The organism is Vibrio sp. 2134-1, from assembly GCF_033339495.1.
Genome location: NZ_JAWOUS010000027.1, coordinates 1 through 12,636, shown reverse-complemented (window position 1 = coordinate 12,636; position 12,636 = coordinate 1). Strand labels below are relative to the sequence as shown.

The window sequence follows — 12,636 nt, the reverse complement described above, 5'->3', positions numbered from 1 at the left end:
CGCTGTGCTAAACCGTTATCCATTATGGAAGTACTTGATGGTGCTTTTTGCCATCATCACCGCTGCGTTATACGCACTTCCAAATATCTACGGTGAAGATCCGGCTATTCAAGTTACAGGGGCGCGTGGCGCCTCTGTAGATATGTCAACGCTGGATGCTGTCACTACTGCTCTTAACAAAGAGCAACTTTCTCATAAATCCATTGCTCTCGAAGATGGATCAATTCTTGTTCGTTTTAACGACACTGACACACAAATCAGTGCTCGTGATGTCATCAGCGAAGCGCTAGGCAAAGACACAATTGTTGCACTTAACCTTGCACCTTCTACACCCGATTGGCTAGAAGCGATTGGCGCGTCACCATTGAAGCTAGGTCTTGACCTTCGCGGTGGTGTTCACTTCTTAATGGAAGTGGATATGGATGCAGCGATGGAAAAGCTTGTTGGTCAACAAGAAGAAGCTTTCCGTAGCGAACTTCGTGACGCCAAGATTCGTTACCGTGCAATCCGCCCTTCTGGAAAAGAAGCGGTAGAAGTGTTGTTGCGTAACGAAGAGCAATTAGCAGAAGCGAAAGCAACGCTAGAAAAGAATCACCCGGACATGATTTTTGTCGATTCTGATTCAAATGGCCGTTACGCTCTTACTGCAACCTTTACTGAGCAACGTTTACAAGAGATCCGTAACTATGCTGTTGAGCAAAACATTACGATTTTACGTAATCGTGTCAACGAACTAGGTGTTGCGGAACCATTGGTTCAACGTCAAGGTGCTAGTCGCATTGTAGTTGAACTGCCTGGTGTTCAAGATACTGCTCGTGCAAAAGAAATTCTCGGAGCTACGGCAACGCTTGAATTCCGCGAAGTTGATGATAAAGCTGACCTATCGGCAGCGGCAAATGGTCGTGCGCCAGCAGGTAGTGAAATCAAGATGGACCGTGATGGTCGCCCAGTTGTGCTTAAGAAGCGCGTTATTCTTGGCGGTCAAAGCATCACAGATGCAAGCTCAAGTGTTGATGAATATGGTCGTCCACAAGTTAACATCTCGCTAGACAGCGAAGGTGGTAATAAGATGTCTGCGTTCTCTAAGAAGAACATTGGTAAGCTAATGGCTACCGTGTTTGCAGAATACAAAGACAGTGGCCGTCGTACGCCTGAAGGCAAAGTTATTCTGGATAAGCATGAAGAAGTCATCAACCAAGCAACGATTCAATCGGCTCTTGGTCGTAACTTCCGTATCACAGGTATCGATTCTGCTGCAGAAGCACACAACCTAGCACTTCTACTACGTGCTGGTGCACTGATTGCACCTATCTCTATCGTTGAAGAACGTACCATTGGTCCATCAATGGGCCAGCAAAACATCGATATGGGTATCCAAGCATGTATCTGGGGTATGGTTGCCGTAATGCTATTTACGCTGCTTTACTACCGCGGCTTTGGTTTGATTGCAAACATCGCTCTAATGGCAAACTTAGTGCTTATCATTGGTGTTATGTCGATGATTCCAGGCGCTACCATGACGCTTCCGGGGATAGCCGGTATCGTGTTAACAGTCGGTATGGCGGTTGATGCGAACGTACTGATCTTCGAGCGTATCCGTGAAGAGATTCGTGATGGACGCAGTCCACAACAAGCGATTCACCAAGGTTACGCGAATGCATTCAGCACGATTGCTGATGCGAACATCACAACACTAATTACTGCAATCATTCTATTTGCGGTCGGTACAGGTGCGGTGAAAGGTTTCGCAGTTACTCTATCTATCGGTATCTTAACTTCAATGTTCACCGCCATTATTGGTACACGTTGTATCGTGAACCTGATCTACGGTGGCAAACGCGTTGATAAATTGTCGATCTAAGGCTGGGAATTAATATGTTTCAAATTCTAAAAGCAGAGAAGACGATCGGCTTTATGCGTTGGTCGAAAGTAGCATTCGTTTTTTCAATTATAATGATTGCTGCTTCTATCTTCACTTTGTCAACCAAGTGGCTTAATTGGGGTCTAGATTTCACTGGCGGTACGCTTATCGAGGTCGGTTTTGAACAGCCAGCAAACCTTGAAGAGATTCGTGCAGCACTAGATTCAAAAGGCTTTGGCGATGCGACAGTACAAAACTTCGGTAGTGCTCGTGAAGTCATGGTCCGTCTTCGTCCACGTGATGACGTTTCTGGTGAAACGCTAGGTAACCAAATCATTGGTGCTATCAAAGATGGTACTGGCGAAAGCGTAGAAATGCGTCGTATTGAGTTCGTAGGTCCCAACGTTGGTGATGAGCTAACAGAAGCTGGTGGTCTAGCGATCTTGGTATCGCTGATCTGTATCCTGCTTTATGTATCGATGCGATTTGAATGGCGTCTAGCGGCTGGTGCGGTAATGGCATTGGCTCACGATATAATTATCACGCTAGGTGTCTTTTCGTTTCTACAAATTGAAGTTGACCTGACTATCGTAGCTGCGCTACTGACGGTTGTGGGCTACTCACTCAACGATACCATCGTTGTATTTGACCGGATTCGTGAAAACTTCCGTAAGATGCGTAAGGGCGAACCTTCAGACATTATGGACGCTTCAATCACTCAAACATTGAGCCGTACATTGATTACATCTGGTACGACGTTGTTCGTGGTAATTGCACTGTTCATGCAGGGTGGTGCTATGATTCACGGCTTTGCAACCGCACTTTTACTCGGTATCACTGTAGGTACTTACTCTTCTATCTACGTAGCATCAGCACTGGCTCTAAAACTGGGTATCCAGAAAGAGCACTTGATGCCACCTCAAGTAGAAAAAGAAGGTGCAGAGTTCGACGAAATGCCATAAGGCAGATTGAGAACCGGAAACAAAAACCGCTGAACAATCAGCGGTTTTTTTGTATCTGAATAGAGTAGTGAGCTTGTAGAGCCTCTCTGTATGAAGAGCCTTCAGCTACAGCTAAGTCGATACGGAGCAGTAGATACAAAAAAGCCCAGCTCATTGAGCGGGGCTTTCTAAAGTCATCAGCGTGACGGGCTAGATATGACTTTCAAATCTTACTTAAGGATCGCGCTGTTACCGTTTTCGCGAATGTGCTTAAGGATAGATTTTACTCCACGAGCGCTTGAAGCAACGATGTTACCAGACTTCATGTAGTCAGTGCCGCCAGCAAAGTCAGTTAGGATTGCGCCAGCTTCACGAGCAATAAGCTCACCTGCTGCCATATCCCAAGGTTTTAGGCCTAGCTCGAAGTAACCATCAACACGGCCAGCAGCCACGTAACAAAGGTCAAGAGCAGCAGAGCCGCTACGACGGAAATCAGCACATTCAGTGAATAGCGCACCAACGATCTTGATGTAAGACTCAGCGTGTTGTTTCTGCTTGAATGGGAAGCCTGTTGCTAGAACAGTACCTTGAAGGTCTTTTAGTTGAGCAACACGAATACGTGCACTGTTTAGTTGAGCGCCGGCACCGCGTTGTGCAGTGAATAGCTCATTTTGCATTGGATCGTAAACACAAGCAACTTCAGTTTTGCCCTTAATACGAACAGCGATAGAAACCGCGAAAGTTGGGTAACCTTTTACAAAGTTAGTGGTGCCATCCAGTGGGTCGATGATCCATTGTACGTCTTTATCTTTACCTTCGATAAGACCTTGTTCTTCAGCAACGATACAGTGCTCAGGGTAAGACTGCTTGATAGTATCGATGATGATGTATTCTGCTTCTTTGTCTACGTTAGTGACAAAGTCATTAGTGCCTTTAAGAGTAGATTCTACTTTATCAGTGTTTTCTAATGATTTAGCAATATGATTGCCTGCCTTTCGCGCAGCGCGAATAGCAATGTTTAGCATTGGATGCATACGAATTTCCCAACGGATGTTAAAGAACAAATGAAAGCGGCGGCGAGTATACCAGAGATAATTAAAAAGGGAAGTGGTTATTTTTTGTTCTAAATGCGGCTGGTTGAGTGTACAGAGCATACTGCGGACGAGAACAATAACCAAGAATGAGAAGAGAGGTCTGCTTGCCTCTAGGGTGTCTTAAAAAACTATGATAACATTCTGCGGTTTTAATTTAGGTAGCAAACACAGATGTTGGATCAAGTAAAAATTGTACTCGTAGGTACCTCTCATTCAGGCAATATTGGCTCAGCAGCTCGAGCAATGAAAGTGATGGGTTTAAACCAACTAGTATTAGTCGATCCACAATGTGAAGTGGATGAACAAACTCTTGCTTTAGCTGCGGGTGCTGGTGATATTGCTCAAAATGCAAAGATTGTCGGCACATTAGAAGAAGCGGTTGAAGATTGTGGCCTTGTTGTGGGTTCTAGCGCCCGCTCTCGTACATTAGAATGGCCAATGCTCGAGCCACGTGAATGCGGTGAGAAATTTGCAGTTGAAGGCCGAAAACATCCTGTTGCGCTCGTGTTTGGCCGAGAAAGAACTGGTTTGACAAACGAAGAGCTACAAAAGTGCCACTACCATGTTTGTATTCCCGCTAATCCTGAGTACAGCTCGCTTAACCTAGCGATGGCTGTACAAACTCTCAGTTACGAAGTGCGAGTTGCACACTTGAACTTAGAGCAAAGCCAGTTTTCCCCAAATGAATCGGAAGAATACCCGCGTCATCGAGAACTTGAAATGTTCTTCGAGCATCTTGAAAAGGTGATGGTTGAGACCCAGTTTATTAACAAAGAGCAACCTGGACAGGTGATGAATAAGTTGCGCCGTTTGTTCTCTCGTGCTCGACCAGAAACCCAAGAACTTAATATTCTACGAGGCGTTTTGACTTCGATAGAAAAGAAGTTCTGAGTAAATAATAACCACTTTAGGTGTAAGGATGAATACCTGAGTAAAATGGTCAAATAAATACTTGACCAAATTACTCAGGTATGGAAAAATCTTAACCATTACAAACCATGTGGATACGGTGTGGTATGAAACTTACATCTAAAGGAAGATATGCGGTGACAGCCATGCTGGATGTGGCACTGCATTCGCAACAAAACCCTGTACCTCTGGCTGATATTTCAGAGCGTCAAGGGATCTCGCTCTCTTACTTAGAGCAGCTATTTTCAAAATTGCGTAAAGCAGGTCTCGTTGCCAGCGTTCGTGGTCCTGGTGGTGGTTACCGACTTGGTGCCGACGCTCACAGTATCGCTATTGGTACCGTGATTGCTGCCGTTGATGAGTCAGTAGATGCAACCAAATGCCAAGGTAAAGGAGATTGCCAAGGTGGAACACGTTGCCTTACTCACACGCTGTGGCGTGACCTAAGCTCTCGCATTAGTGACTTTTTGAATAACATCACTCTTGGTGAGTTGATGACAGACAATGAAGTACTCGAAATTTCTGATCGTCAGGACATTGATCTGGCGGTAACCCATGGGCTATCAAACAAAAATACAACCGCCGCGCCCATCGGTGTAAACGTCCGCTCTTAGCGGTCAGCTTTTTACATTGGAGTAGAGAATGAAACTGCCGATTTATCTTGATTATTCCGCTACATGTCCAGTTGATCCACGTGTTGCTGAAAAAATGGTTCAGTACATGACAATGGATGGCACATTTGGCAACCCAGCGTCACGTTCGCACCGTTACGGCTGGCAGGCAGAAGAAGCGGTCGATACTGCTCGTGAGCAAATTGCTGATCTTCTAAATGCAGATCCTCGCGAAATCGTATTTACATCTGGTGCGACAGAATCAGACAACCTTGCGATTAAAGGTGCAGCGCACTTTTACTCGAAGAAAGGCAAGCACGTAATCACTTGTAAAACAGAGCACAAAGCCGTTCTTGACCCATGTCGTCAACTTGAGCGTGAAGGCTTTGAAGTGACTTACCTTGAGCCAGAATCAAATGGCTTGATCGATCTAGAGAAGCTTAGAGCAGCCATGCGTGATGACACCGTGCTTGTGTCTATTATGCATGTAAACAACGAGATTGGTGTGGTTCAAGACATTACAGCGATCGGCGAACTGTGCCGTGAGCGTAAAATTGTTTTCCACGTGGATGCAGCGCAATCTGCAGGTAAATTACCAATCGACGTTCAAGAGATGAAAGTTGATCTAATTTCACTTTCTGCTCACAAAGTATACGGCCCTAAAGGTATCGGTGCACTTTACGTACGTCGTAAGCCTCGTATTCGTCTTGAAGCGCAAATGCACGGTGGCGGTCATGAGCGTGGTTTCCGCTCTGGTACACTTGCTACTCACCAAATCGTAGGTATGGGTGAAGCATTCCGCATTGCAAAAGAAGACATGCAAAAAGATTACGATCATGCTTTAGCGCTTCGTAACCGTCTTTTTGATGGCGTGAAAGACTTAGAAGCAGTGACGGTAAACGGTGACTTTGAGCAGCGTGTACCACACAACCTAAACATCAGTTTCGCATTCGTAGAAGGTGAATCACTACTAATGTCGCTTAAAGATCTAGCGGTATCTTCTGGTAGTGCTTGTACGTCTGCAAGCCTTGAGCCTTCTTACGTTCTTCGTGCCCTAGGCATGGATGACGAATTGGCTCACAGCTCGGTTCGTTTCTCGTTTGGTCGTTTCACGACTGAAGAAGAAATTGATTACGCAATTGAACAAATCCGCGTTGCAGTGACTAAGCTACGCGACATGTCTCCTCTATGGGATATGTACAAAGAAGGGATTGATTTGAGCACTGTTGAATGGGCTCACCATTAATCTCAGGGATTGAAATAGAGGATTCGAGGTAATTTATCATGGCATACAGCGAAAAAGTAATTGATCACTACGAAAACCCACGTAACGTTGGTTCATTCGATAAAGAAGATCCATCAGTAGGTAGCGGCATGGTTGGCGCTCCTGCGTGTGGTGACGTAATGAAGCTTCAAATCAAAGTGACACCTGAAGGTATCATCGAAGATGCGAAGTTCAAAACATACGGTTGTGGTAGTGCAATCGCATCAAGCTCACTAGTAACTGAGTGGGTAAAAGGTAAGTCAGTTGATGAAGCGGCAGCAATTAAAAACTCTGAGATTGCTGAAGAGCTAGAGCTTCCACCAGTGAAAGTTCACTGTTCTATTCTTGCTGAAGATGCAATCAAAGCAGCGGTTGCTGACTACAAGAAAAAACACCAAGAATAATTATTCCGTAATATAATGGGAGCTTTGACGCTCCCATTCCAATCGAAATTTAGACAGACTAAGGTGCAGTATGGCCATCACAATGACAGAATCAGCGGCAAGTCGCGTAAGAGCATTCCTAGATAACCGAGGCAAAGGTATCGGTTTACGTCTTGGAGTGAAGACGACTGGTTGTTCCGGCATGGCATACGTACTTGAGTTTGTTGATGAGCTCAATGAAGAAGACGAAGTATTTGAACTCTCTGGAGTGAAAATTATCATCGATCAAAAGAGCTTAGTGTACCTAGATGGTACTGAATTGGATTACGTGAAAGAAGGGTTGAATGAAGGTTTTGAATTCAACAACCCTAACGCGAAAAGTGAATGTGGTTGTGGTGAAAGCTTCAACGTCTAATTGATTGTCCTTCTGGGCAAACGAGTCCGGAAGGCTTTACTAGGACCCGAACTTAATGAATCACTTTGAATTATTTGGGCTACCAAGTCAGTTTAAGCTGGATGGTAGCCTTCTTTCTTCTCAGTTCCGAGAACTACAAAAACGCTTCCACCCGGATAACTTTGCAACGGGCTCAGAACGTGACCGTTTGATGGCGGTGCAAAAGGCGGCGCAAATCAACGATGCCTATCAAGTTCTGAAAAATCCTATTTCTCGCGCCGAGTATATCCTCGCAGAGCAAGGTGTTGAGATCCGAGGTGAACAGCAAACAATGCAAGATCCGATGTTCTTAATGGAGCAAATGGAACTGCGCGAAGAACTGGAAGAGATTGCTGACAAGTCCGATCCTGAATCGGCGCTTTTTGACTTCGACTCTAAGGTCAGCAAAATGTACAAACAGCATCTGGCAAGCGTCGAGCAAGAGCTTGATGATGGTCTATGGACTGAAGCCGCAGACCGAGTTCGTAAGCTAAAATTCATTGCCAAACTAAAGAACGAAATTGAGCTAGTCGAAGACAAACTCCTCGGCTAGTAAGCGTGACAAGGACCTATCATGGCACTACTTCAAATCGCAGAACCGGGCCAAAGCTCGGCACCTCATGAGCATAAGTTAGCAGCGGGTATCGACTTAGGTACTACCAACTCTTTGGTTGCTTCTGTACGTAGCGGCGATGCAACTCCACTTGCGGACGAGCAGGGCCGTACTATTTTACCTTCAGTCGTTAATTACGCTGAGGAAACGTTAACGGTCGGCCACGAAGCCAAAGCCAAAGCAGAGTTTGAACCAGAGAACACGATTATCTCTGTAAAACGTTTGATCGGTCGTTCATTAAAGGACATTCAGTCCCGTTACTCTTCACTTCCTTATCGTTTTAAAGAGAGTGAAAATGGCCTGCCAATTCTGCAAACACCTCAAGGTGACAAAAACCCGATTGAAGTATCTGCGGACATCCTAAAAGTATTGGGTAAGCGAGCTGAAGATACGTTAGGTGGTGAGTTAGCAGGTGTCGTTATTACCGTTCCTGCTTACTTTGATGACGCGCAACGTGCAGGTACAAAAGATGCGGCGAAATTAGCTGGTCTTCATGTTCTCCGTCTACTTAATGAACCAACCGCTGCGGCAATTGCTTATGGCCTAGACTCTGGTCAAGAAGGTGTGATTGCGGTTTACGATCTAGGTGGCGGTACTTTTGATATCTCTATCCTACGTTTATCGAAAGGCGTATTTGAAGTATTAGCAACAGGTGGCGACTCTGCATTAGGCGGTGACGACTTCGACCATCTATTTGCCGATTATTTAATGGAGCAAGCGGGTCTAGAAGCGCCGCTTTCTGCAGAAAAGAACCGTACACTTTTGAACATTGCTACTGAAGCTAAGATTGCTTTCTCTGAGCAAGACAGTGTTGACGTTGACGTTTTTGGTTGGAAAGGCACCGTGACTCGCGAGCAGTTCGAAGATCTGATTCGTCCGCTAGTGAAGAAAACACTGATGTCTTGTCGTCGCGCATTAAAAGATGCGGATGTCGACGCAGATGAAGTACTCGAGGTCGTCATGGTTGGTGGCTCAACCCGTACATTGCTGGTTCGTGAAATGGTAGGCGAGTTTTTTGGTCGCACACCCCTGACAAGCATTAACCCTGATGAAGTTGTTGCAATCGGCGCGGGTATCCAAGCAGACATTCTCGCGGGTAACAAGCCTGACTCTGAAATGTTGCTTCTTGATGTGATTCCACTGTCGCTCGGTATTGAAACCATGGGTGGTTTGGTCGAGAAGATCATCCCCCGCAACACTACGATTCCCGTTGCGCGTGCGCAAGAATTTACCACATTCAAAGATGGCCAAACGGCGATGAGTGTTCATGTGGTACAAGGTGAACGTGAAATGGTTGATGACTGTCGTTCACTTGCTCGCTTCTCGTTAAAAGGTATTCCTCCGATGGCAGCGGGTGCGGCACATATTCGCGTGACTTACCAAGTTGACGCTGATGGCCTTCTTTCTGTTACGGCAATGGAGAAGAGCACTGGTGTTCAATCAGAGATTCAAGTAAAACCTTCTTACGGCTTAAGTGACAATGAAGTGGCGGATATGTTGCGTGATTCAATGACGCACGCAAAAGAAGACATGCAAGCTCGTGCCTTAGCTGAGCAGCGTGTTGAAGCCGACCGAGTGATAGAAGGTTTGATTGCAGCGATGCAAGCTGATGGTGATGACTTACTATCAGAACAAGAGAAACAAAACTTGATTAAAGCCATCGAAGCCTTGATTGAGCTGCGTAATGGTGATGATGCAGATGCGATAGAGCAAGGCATTAAAGATACCGATAAAGCGAGCCAAGATTTCGCATCACGCCGTATGGATAAATCGATTCGAGCTGCGTTGTCAGGTCAATCAGTAGACGATATATAAGAGATAAGTAGTTATGCCTAAGATTATTGTATTACCACACGACGATTTGTGCCCAGAAGGTGCAGTGTTGGAAGCAAACTCTGGTGACACCGTTCTAGACGTAGCGCTAAAAAACGGTATCGGTATTGAACATGCGTGTGAGAAGTCATGTGCGTGTACTACCTGCCACGTAATCATCCGTGAAGGTTTTGATTCACTAGAAGAAAGTGAAGAACTAGAAGACGACATGCTAGATAAAGCGTGGGGTCTAGAGCCTGAGTCACGCCTAGGGTGTCAGGCGAGAATTGCTGATGAAGACTTGGTGGTAGAAATTCCTAAATACACACTAAACCACGCTTCAGAAGATCACTAAAACTATCTTCCCAATATAGGGAAGAAGCAAAAGGAAGATGAGCAATGAAATGGACAGATTCTCGCGATATCGCGATTGAACTTTGTGACAAGTTTCCAGATGTCGATCCAAAAACAGTGCGTTTTACCGATCTTCATCAATGGATCATGGAGTTAGATGAGTTTGACGATGAGCCAAACCGTTCTAATGAAAAGATTCTAGAAGCCGTTATCATGTGCTGGATGGACGAAGCGGACTAAGTCTGTAAAACACAGCCTAGTTAACAATTCTTACTAAAAAAAGCGGACCTTTAGGTCCGTTTTTTTATCCAATTGACATTTTTGCCCTACATAATGCTAACATCCGTGAGTTATTAAAAAGAAGCAGCGTAGGCAACGCTGCTATAAGACAAGGAGAAACCATGTCTACACAGATGTCTGTATTTTTAAGTCAAGAGTCGGCAGCACCACATTGGGGTGAAAAAGCACTGCTTTCATTCGCTGAAAACGGCGCAACTATTCACTTAGGTGAAGGTCATGATCTCGGCGCAATTCAACGTGCAGCTCGTCAGCTAGATGGCCAAGGAATTCGTTCTATTTTTCTTTCTGGTGATAACTGGGATCTAGAGAGCGTATGGGCTTTCCACCAAGGGTTCCGTAACCCTAAAAAACATGGCTCAGTTGAGTGGGCAGCATTGTCTGATGAAGATCAAGCAGAGCTTCAAGCTCGTATTACTTCGACTGATTTTACCCGCGATATTATCAACAAAACGGCAGAAGAAGTTGCTCCTCGTCAGCTAGCGACAATGGCTGCTGAATTCATTAAATCTGTTGCGCCGAAAGGCACGGTGACAGCACGTATCGTCAAAGACAAAGACTTGTTGGCAGAAGGTTGGGAAGGTATTTACGCAGTAGGCCGTGGTTCTGAGCGTACTTCTGCGATGCTTCAGTTAGACTACAACCCAACTGGTGACGAAAACGCACCTGTATTCGCATGTCTTGTGGGTAAAGGCATCACCTTTGATTCCGGTGGTTACAGCTTGAAGCCTTCTAACTTCATGAGTGCAATGAAAGCAGATATGGGTGGCTCGGGTACTATCACTGGTGGCCTAGGGTTAGCTATCTTACGCGGTTTGAACAAGCGCGTAAAACTGATCTTGTGTTGTGCTGAGAACATGGTTTCTGGCCGTGCCCTTAAGCTTGGCGACATCATCACTTACAAAAACGGCAAAACCGTTGAGATTATGAATACCGACGCGGAAGGTCGCTTGGTGCTTGCAGACGGTCTTATCTACGCTAGTGAGCAAAAGCCTGAGTTAATTATTGACTGCGCGACGCTAACAGGCGCAGCGAAGAATGCGTTAGGTAACGATTACCATGCGCTAATGAGCTTTGATGATGAGCTATCGCATCAAGCGCTTACGGCGGCAAACCAGGAAAAAGAAGGCTTGTGGCCGCTACCACTTGCTGATTTCCATCGAGAAATGCTGCCATCTAATTTTGCCGATTTATCGAATATCAGCTCTGGTGATTATTCTCCGGGTGCAAGTACTGCAGCTGCATTCTTGTCTTACTTCGTTGAGGACTACAAAAAAGGCTGGTTACATTTCGACTGTGCGGGTACGTATCGTAAAGCCGCTTCTGATAAATGGGCTGCGGGAGCAACGGGTATGGGTGTTCGTACACTTGCTCGTTTCCTCAATGAGCAAGCTGGAAAATAAGATTGATTGCGGCACTCTCTTGTTTGAGTGCTGCTCTTACCCAGTAAGTCACTTTAAAAGCACAACTATTATTACAAGTACAGAAAGGAAATTTTATGGCTCTAGAAAGAACATTTTCAATCATTAAGCCTGATGCTGTAGAGCGAAACCTAATTGGTGAAATCTACAATCGTATTGAAAAGGCTGGCCTACGTATCATCGCTGCCAAAATGGTTCACCTGACAGAAGATCAGGCAAGTGGCTTTTATGCAGAGCATGAAGGTAAAGAGTTTTTCCCTCCTCTAAAAGAGTTCATGACATCTGGTCCTATTATGGTTCAGGTATTGGAAGGTGAAAATGCGATTGCACGTTACCGCGAGCTAATGGGTAAAACCAACCCAGAGGAAGCGGCATGCGGCACTTTGCGTGCTGATTACGCACTCAGCATGCGTCACAATTCAGTTCATGGTTCCGATAGCCCTGAGTCTGCCGCTCGTGAAATTGAGTTTTTCTTCCCTGAATCAGAAGTTTTCTCTCGCTAACTCGTTCATGCATCACTTTTGCGTGATGATCTAGTTCGTAACAACCTCGGATTTGTCCGAGGTTTTTTATTTTCAGCCCTAAACCACCTACTTCAGTAGGTGGTTATCATCCGTTTCGGCTTTGCCTGTAAAACTACTCA

The 12,636-nt window shown here is 45.4% G+C and carries 14 protein-coding genes; 13 read left to right on the top strand and 1 reads right to left on the bottom strand.

Translation table 11 applies throughout. The features are described from left to right. Positions 1 to 4 precede the first annotated feature (4 nt). Positions 5 to 1,861 carry a protein translocase subunit SecD gene (secD, locus tag R7R78_RS21235; RefSeq protein ID WP_005381724.1) on the top strand — a complete coding sequence of 619 codons (1,857 nt, stop codon included), beginning with the start codon at positions 5 to 7 and terminating at the stop codon, positions 1,859 to 1,861. A 14-nt stretch (positions 1,862 to 1,875) separates the two neighbouring features. Further along, entirely contained in the window at positions 1,876 to 2,823 is a 948-nt protein-coding gene (gene secF, locus R7R78_RS21230; protein WP_005383689.1) for a protein translocase subunit SecF, read from the top strand. Positions 2,824 to 3,032: 209 nt separating this feature from the next. Here secF and suhB read toward each other — a convergent pair whose 3' ends face one another. Further along, on the bottom strand, positions 3,033 to 3,836 hold the full coding sequence (gene suhB, locus R7R78_RS21225) for an inositol-1-monophosphatase (protein WP_005381722.1): 804 nt from the start codon (positions 3,834 to 3,836) through the stop codon (positions 3,033 to 3,035). A 231-nt stretch (positions 3,837 to 4,067) separates the two neighbouring features. Here suhB and trmJ point away from each other — a divergent pair, with 231 nt between their 5' ends. The 11 genes from trmJ to ndk all read left to right on the top strand — a co-directional run bounded on the left by trmJ (position 4,068) and on the right by ndk (position 12,496). After that, complete coding sequence (gene trmJ / locus R7R78_RS21220; protein WP_005383693.1) at positions 4,068 to 4,787, top strand: tRNA (cytosine(32)/uridine(32)-2'-O)-methyltransferase TrmJ; 720 nt, start codon at positions 4,068 to 4,070, stop codon at positions 4,785 to 4,787. Between the two features lie 125 nt (positions 4,788 to 4,912). Further along, the gene (gene iscR, locus R7R78_RS21215; protein WP_005381720.1) at positions 4,913 to 5,419 is read left to right on the top strand and encodes a Fe-S cluster assembly transcriptional regulator IscR; all 507 of its coding nucleotides are present in this window, start codon (positions 4,913 to 4,915) and stop codon (positions 5,417 to 5,419) included. Positions 5,420 to 5,447: 28 nt separating this feature from the next. After that, positions 5,448 to 6,662 (top strand): IscS subfamily cysteine desulfurase, encoded by a 1,215-nt coding sequence (locus tag R7R78_RS21210; RefSeq protein WP_225474205.1) that lies wholly within the window; start codon positions 5,448 to 5,450, stop codon positions 6,660 to 6,662. Between the two features lie 38 nt (positions 6,663 to 6,700). Beyond that, positions 6,701 to 7,084, top strand: coding sequence for a Fe-S cluster assembly scaffold IscU (gene iscU / locus R7R78_RS21205; protein WP_005381718.1), 384 nt, complete (start codon positions 6,701 to 6,703; stop codon positions 7,082 to 7,084). A 70-nt stretch (positions 7,085 to 7,154) separates the two neighbouring features. Beyond that, positions 7,155 to 7,478 carry an iron-sulfur cluster assembly protein IscA gene (gene iscA / locus R7R78_RS21200; RefSeq protein ID WP_005381717.1) on the top strand — a complete coding sequence of 108 codons (324 nt, stop codon included), beginning with the start codon at positions 7,155 to 7,157 and terminating at the stop codon, positions 7,476 to 7,478. Between the two features lie 55 nt (positions 7,479 to 7,533). Beyond that, positions 7,534 to 8,049 carry a co-chaperone HscB gene (gene hscB, locus R7R78_RS21195; protein ID WP_005381716.1) on the top strand — a complete coding sequence of 172 codons (516 nt, stop codon included), beginning with the start codon at positions 7,534 to 7,536 and terminating at the stop codon, positions 8,047 to 8,049. A 21-nt stretch (positions 8,050 to 8,070) separates the two neighbouring features. Next, a complete protein-coding gene (gene hscA / locus R7R78_RS21190) occupies positions 8,071 to 9,924 on the top strand; it encodes a Fe-S protein assembly chaperone HscA (RefSeq protein ID WP_017820567.1) in 1,854 nt (617 codons plus the stop codon). Positions 9,925 to 9,937: 13 nt separating this feature from the next. Next, complete coding sequence (gene fdx / locus R7R78_RS21185; protein ID WP_005381713.1) at positions 9,938 to 10,276, top strand: ISC system 2Fe-2S type ferredoxin; 339 nt, start codon at positions 9,938 to 9,940, stop codon at positions 10,274 to 10,276. Positions 10,277 to 10,320: 44 nt separating this feature from the next. Then, the gene (gene iscX / locus R7R78_RS21180; protein WP_005381711.1) at positions 10,321 to 10,515 is read left to right on the top strand and encodes a Fe-S cluster assembly protein IscX; all 195 of its coding nucleotides are present in this window, start codon (positions 10,321 to 10,323) and stop codon (positions 10,513 to 10,515) included. A 161-nt stretch (positions 10,516 to 10,676) separates the two neighbouring features. Continuing rightward, positions 10,677 to 11,975 (top strand): aminopeptidase PepB, encoded by a 1,299-nt coding sequence (gene pepB, locus R7R78_RS21175; protein ID WP_206954192.1) that lies wholly within the window; start codon positions 10,677 to 10,679, stop codon positions 11,973 to 11,975. A 95-nt stretch (positions 11,976 to 12,070) separates the two neighbouring features. Next, positions 12,071 to 12,496, top strand: coding sequence for a nucleoside-diphosphate kinase (ndk, locus tag R7R78_RS21170; protein WP_042521171.1), 426 nt, complete (start codon positions 12,071 to 12,073; stop codon positions 12,494 to 12,496). The last annotated feature ends 140 nt before the right edge of the window (positions 12,497 to 12,636 follow it).

What these genes read in the sequence shown, in the direction of transcription:
- suhB (WP_005381722.1), bottom strand. Translation starts at nt 3,836, where the DNA reads ATGCATCCAATGCTAAACATTGCTATTCGCGCTGCGCGAAAGGCAGGC.
- iscR (WP_005381720.1), top strand. Translation starts at nt 4,913, where the DNA reads ATGAAACTTACATCTAAAGGAAGATATGCGGTGACAGCCATGCTGGAT.
- pepB (WP_206954192.1), top strand. Translation starts at nt 10,677, where the DNA reads ATGTCTACACAGATGTCTGTATTTTTAAGTCAAGAGTCGGCAGCACCA.
- hscB (WP_005381716.1), top strand. Translation starts at nt 7,534, where the DNA reads ATGAATCACTTTGAATTATTTGGGCTACCAAGTCAGTTTAAGCTGGAT.
- fdx (WP_005381713.1), top strand. Translation starts at nt 9,938, where the DNA reads ATGCCTAAGATTATTGTATTACCACACGACGATTTGTGCCCAGAAGGT.
- iscU (WP_005381718.1), top strand. Translation starts at nt 6,701, where the DNA reads ATGGCATACAGCGAAAAAGTAATTGATCACTACGAAAACCCACGTAAC.
- R7R78_RS21210 (WP_225474205.1), top strand. Translation starts at nt 5,448, where the DNA reads ATGAAACTGCCGATTTATCTTGATTATTCCGCTACATGTCCAGTTGAT.
- iscX (WP_005381711.1), top strand. Translation starts at nt 10,321, where the DNA reads ATGAAATGGACAGATTCTCGCGATATCGCGATTGAACTTTGTGACAAG.
- hscA (WP_017820567.1), top strand. Translation starts at nt 8,071, where the DNA reads ATGGCACTACTTCAAATCGCAGAACCGGGCCAAAGCTCGGCACCTCAT.
- ndk (WP_042521171.1), top strand. Translation starts at nt 12,071, where the DNA reads ATGGCTCTAGAAAGAACATTTTCAATCATTAAGCCTGATGCTGTAGAG.
- secF (WP_005383689.1), top strand. Translation starts at nt 1,876, where the DNA reads ATGTTTCAAATTCTAAAAGCAGAGAAGACGATCGGCTTTATGCGTTGG.
- iscA (WP_005381717.1), top strand. Translation starts at nt 7,155, where the DNA reads ATGGCCATCACAATGACAGAATCAGCGGCAAGTCGCGTAAGAGCATTC.
- trmJ (WP_005383693.1), top strand. Translation starts at nt 4,068, where the DNA reads ATGTTGGATCAAGTAAAAATTGTACTCGTAGGTACCTCTCATTCAGGC.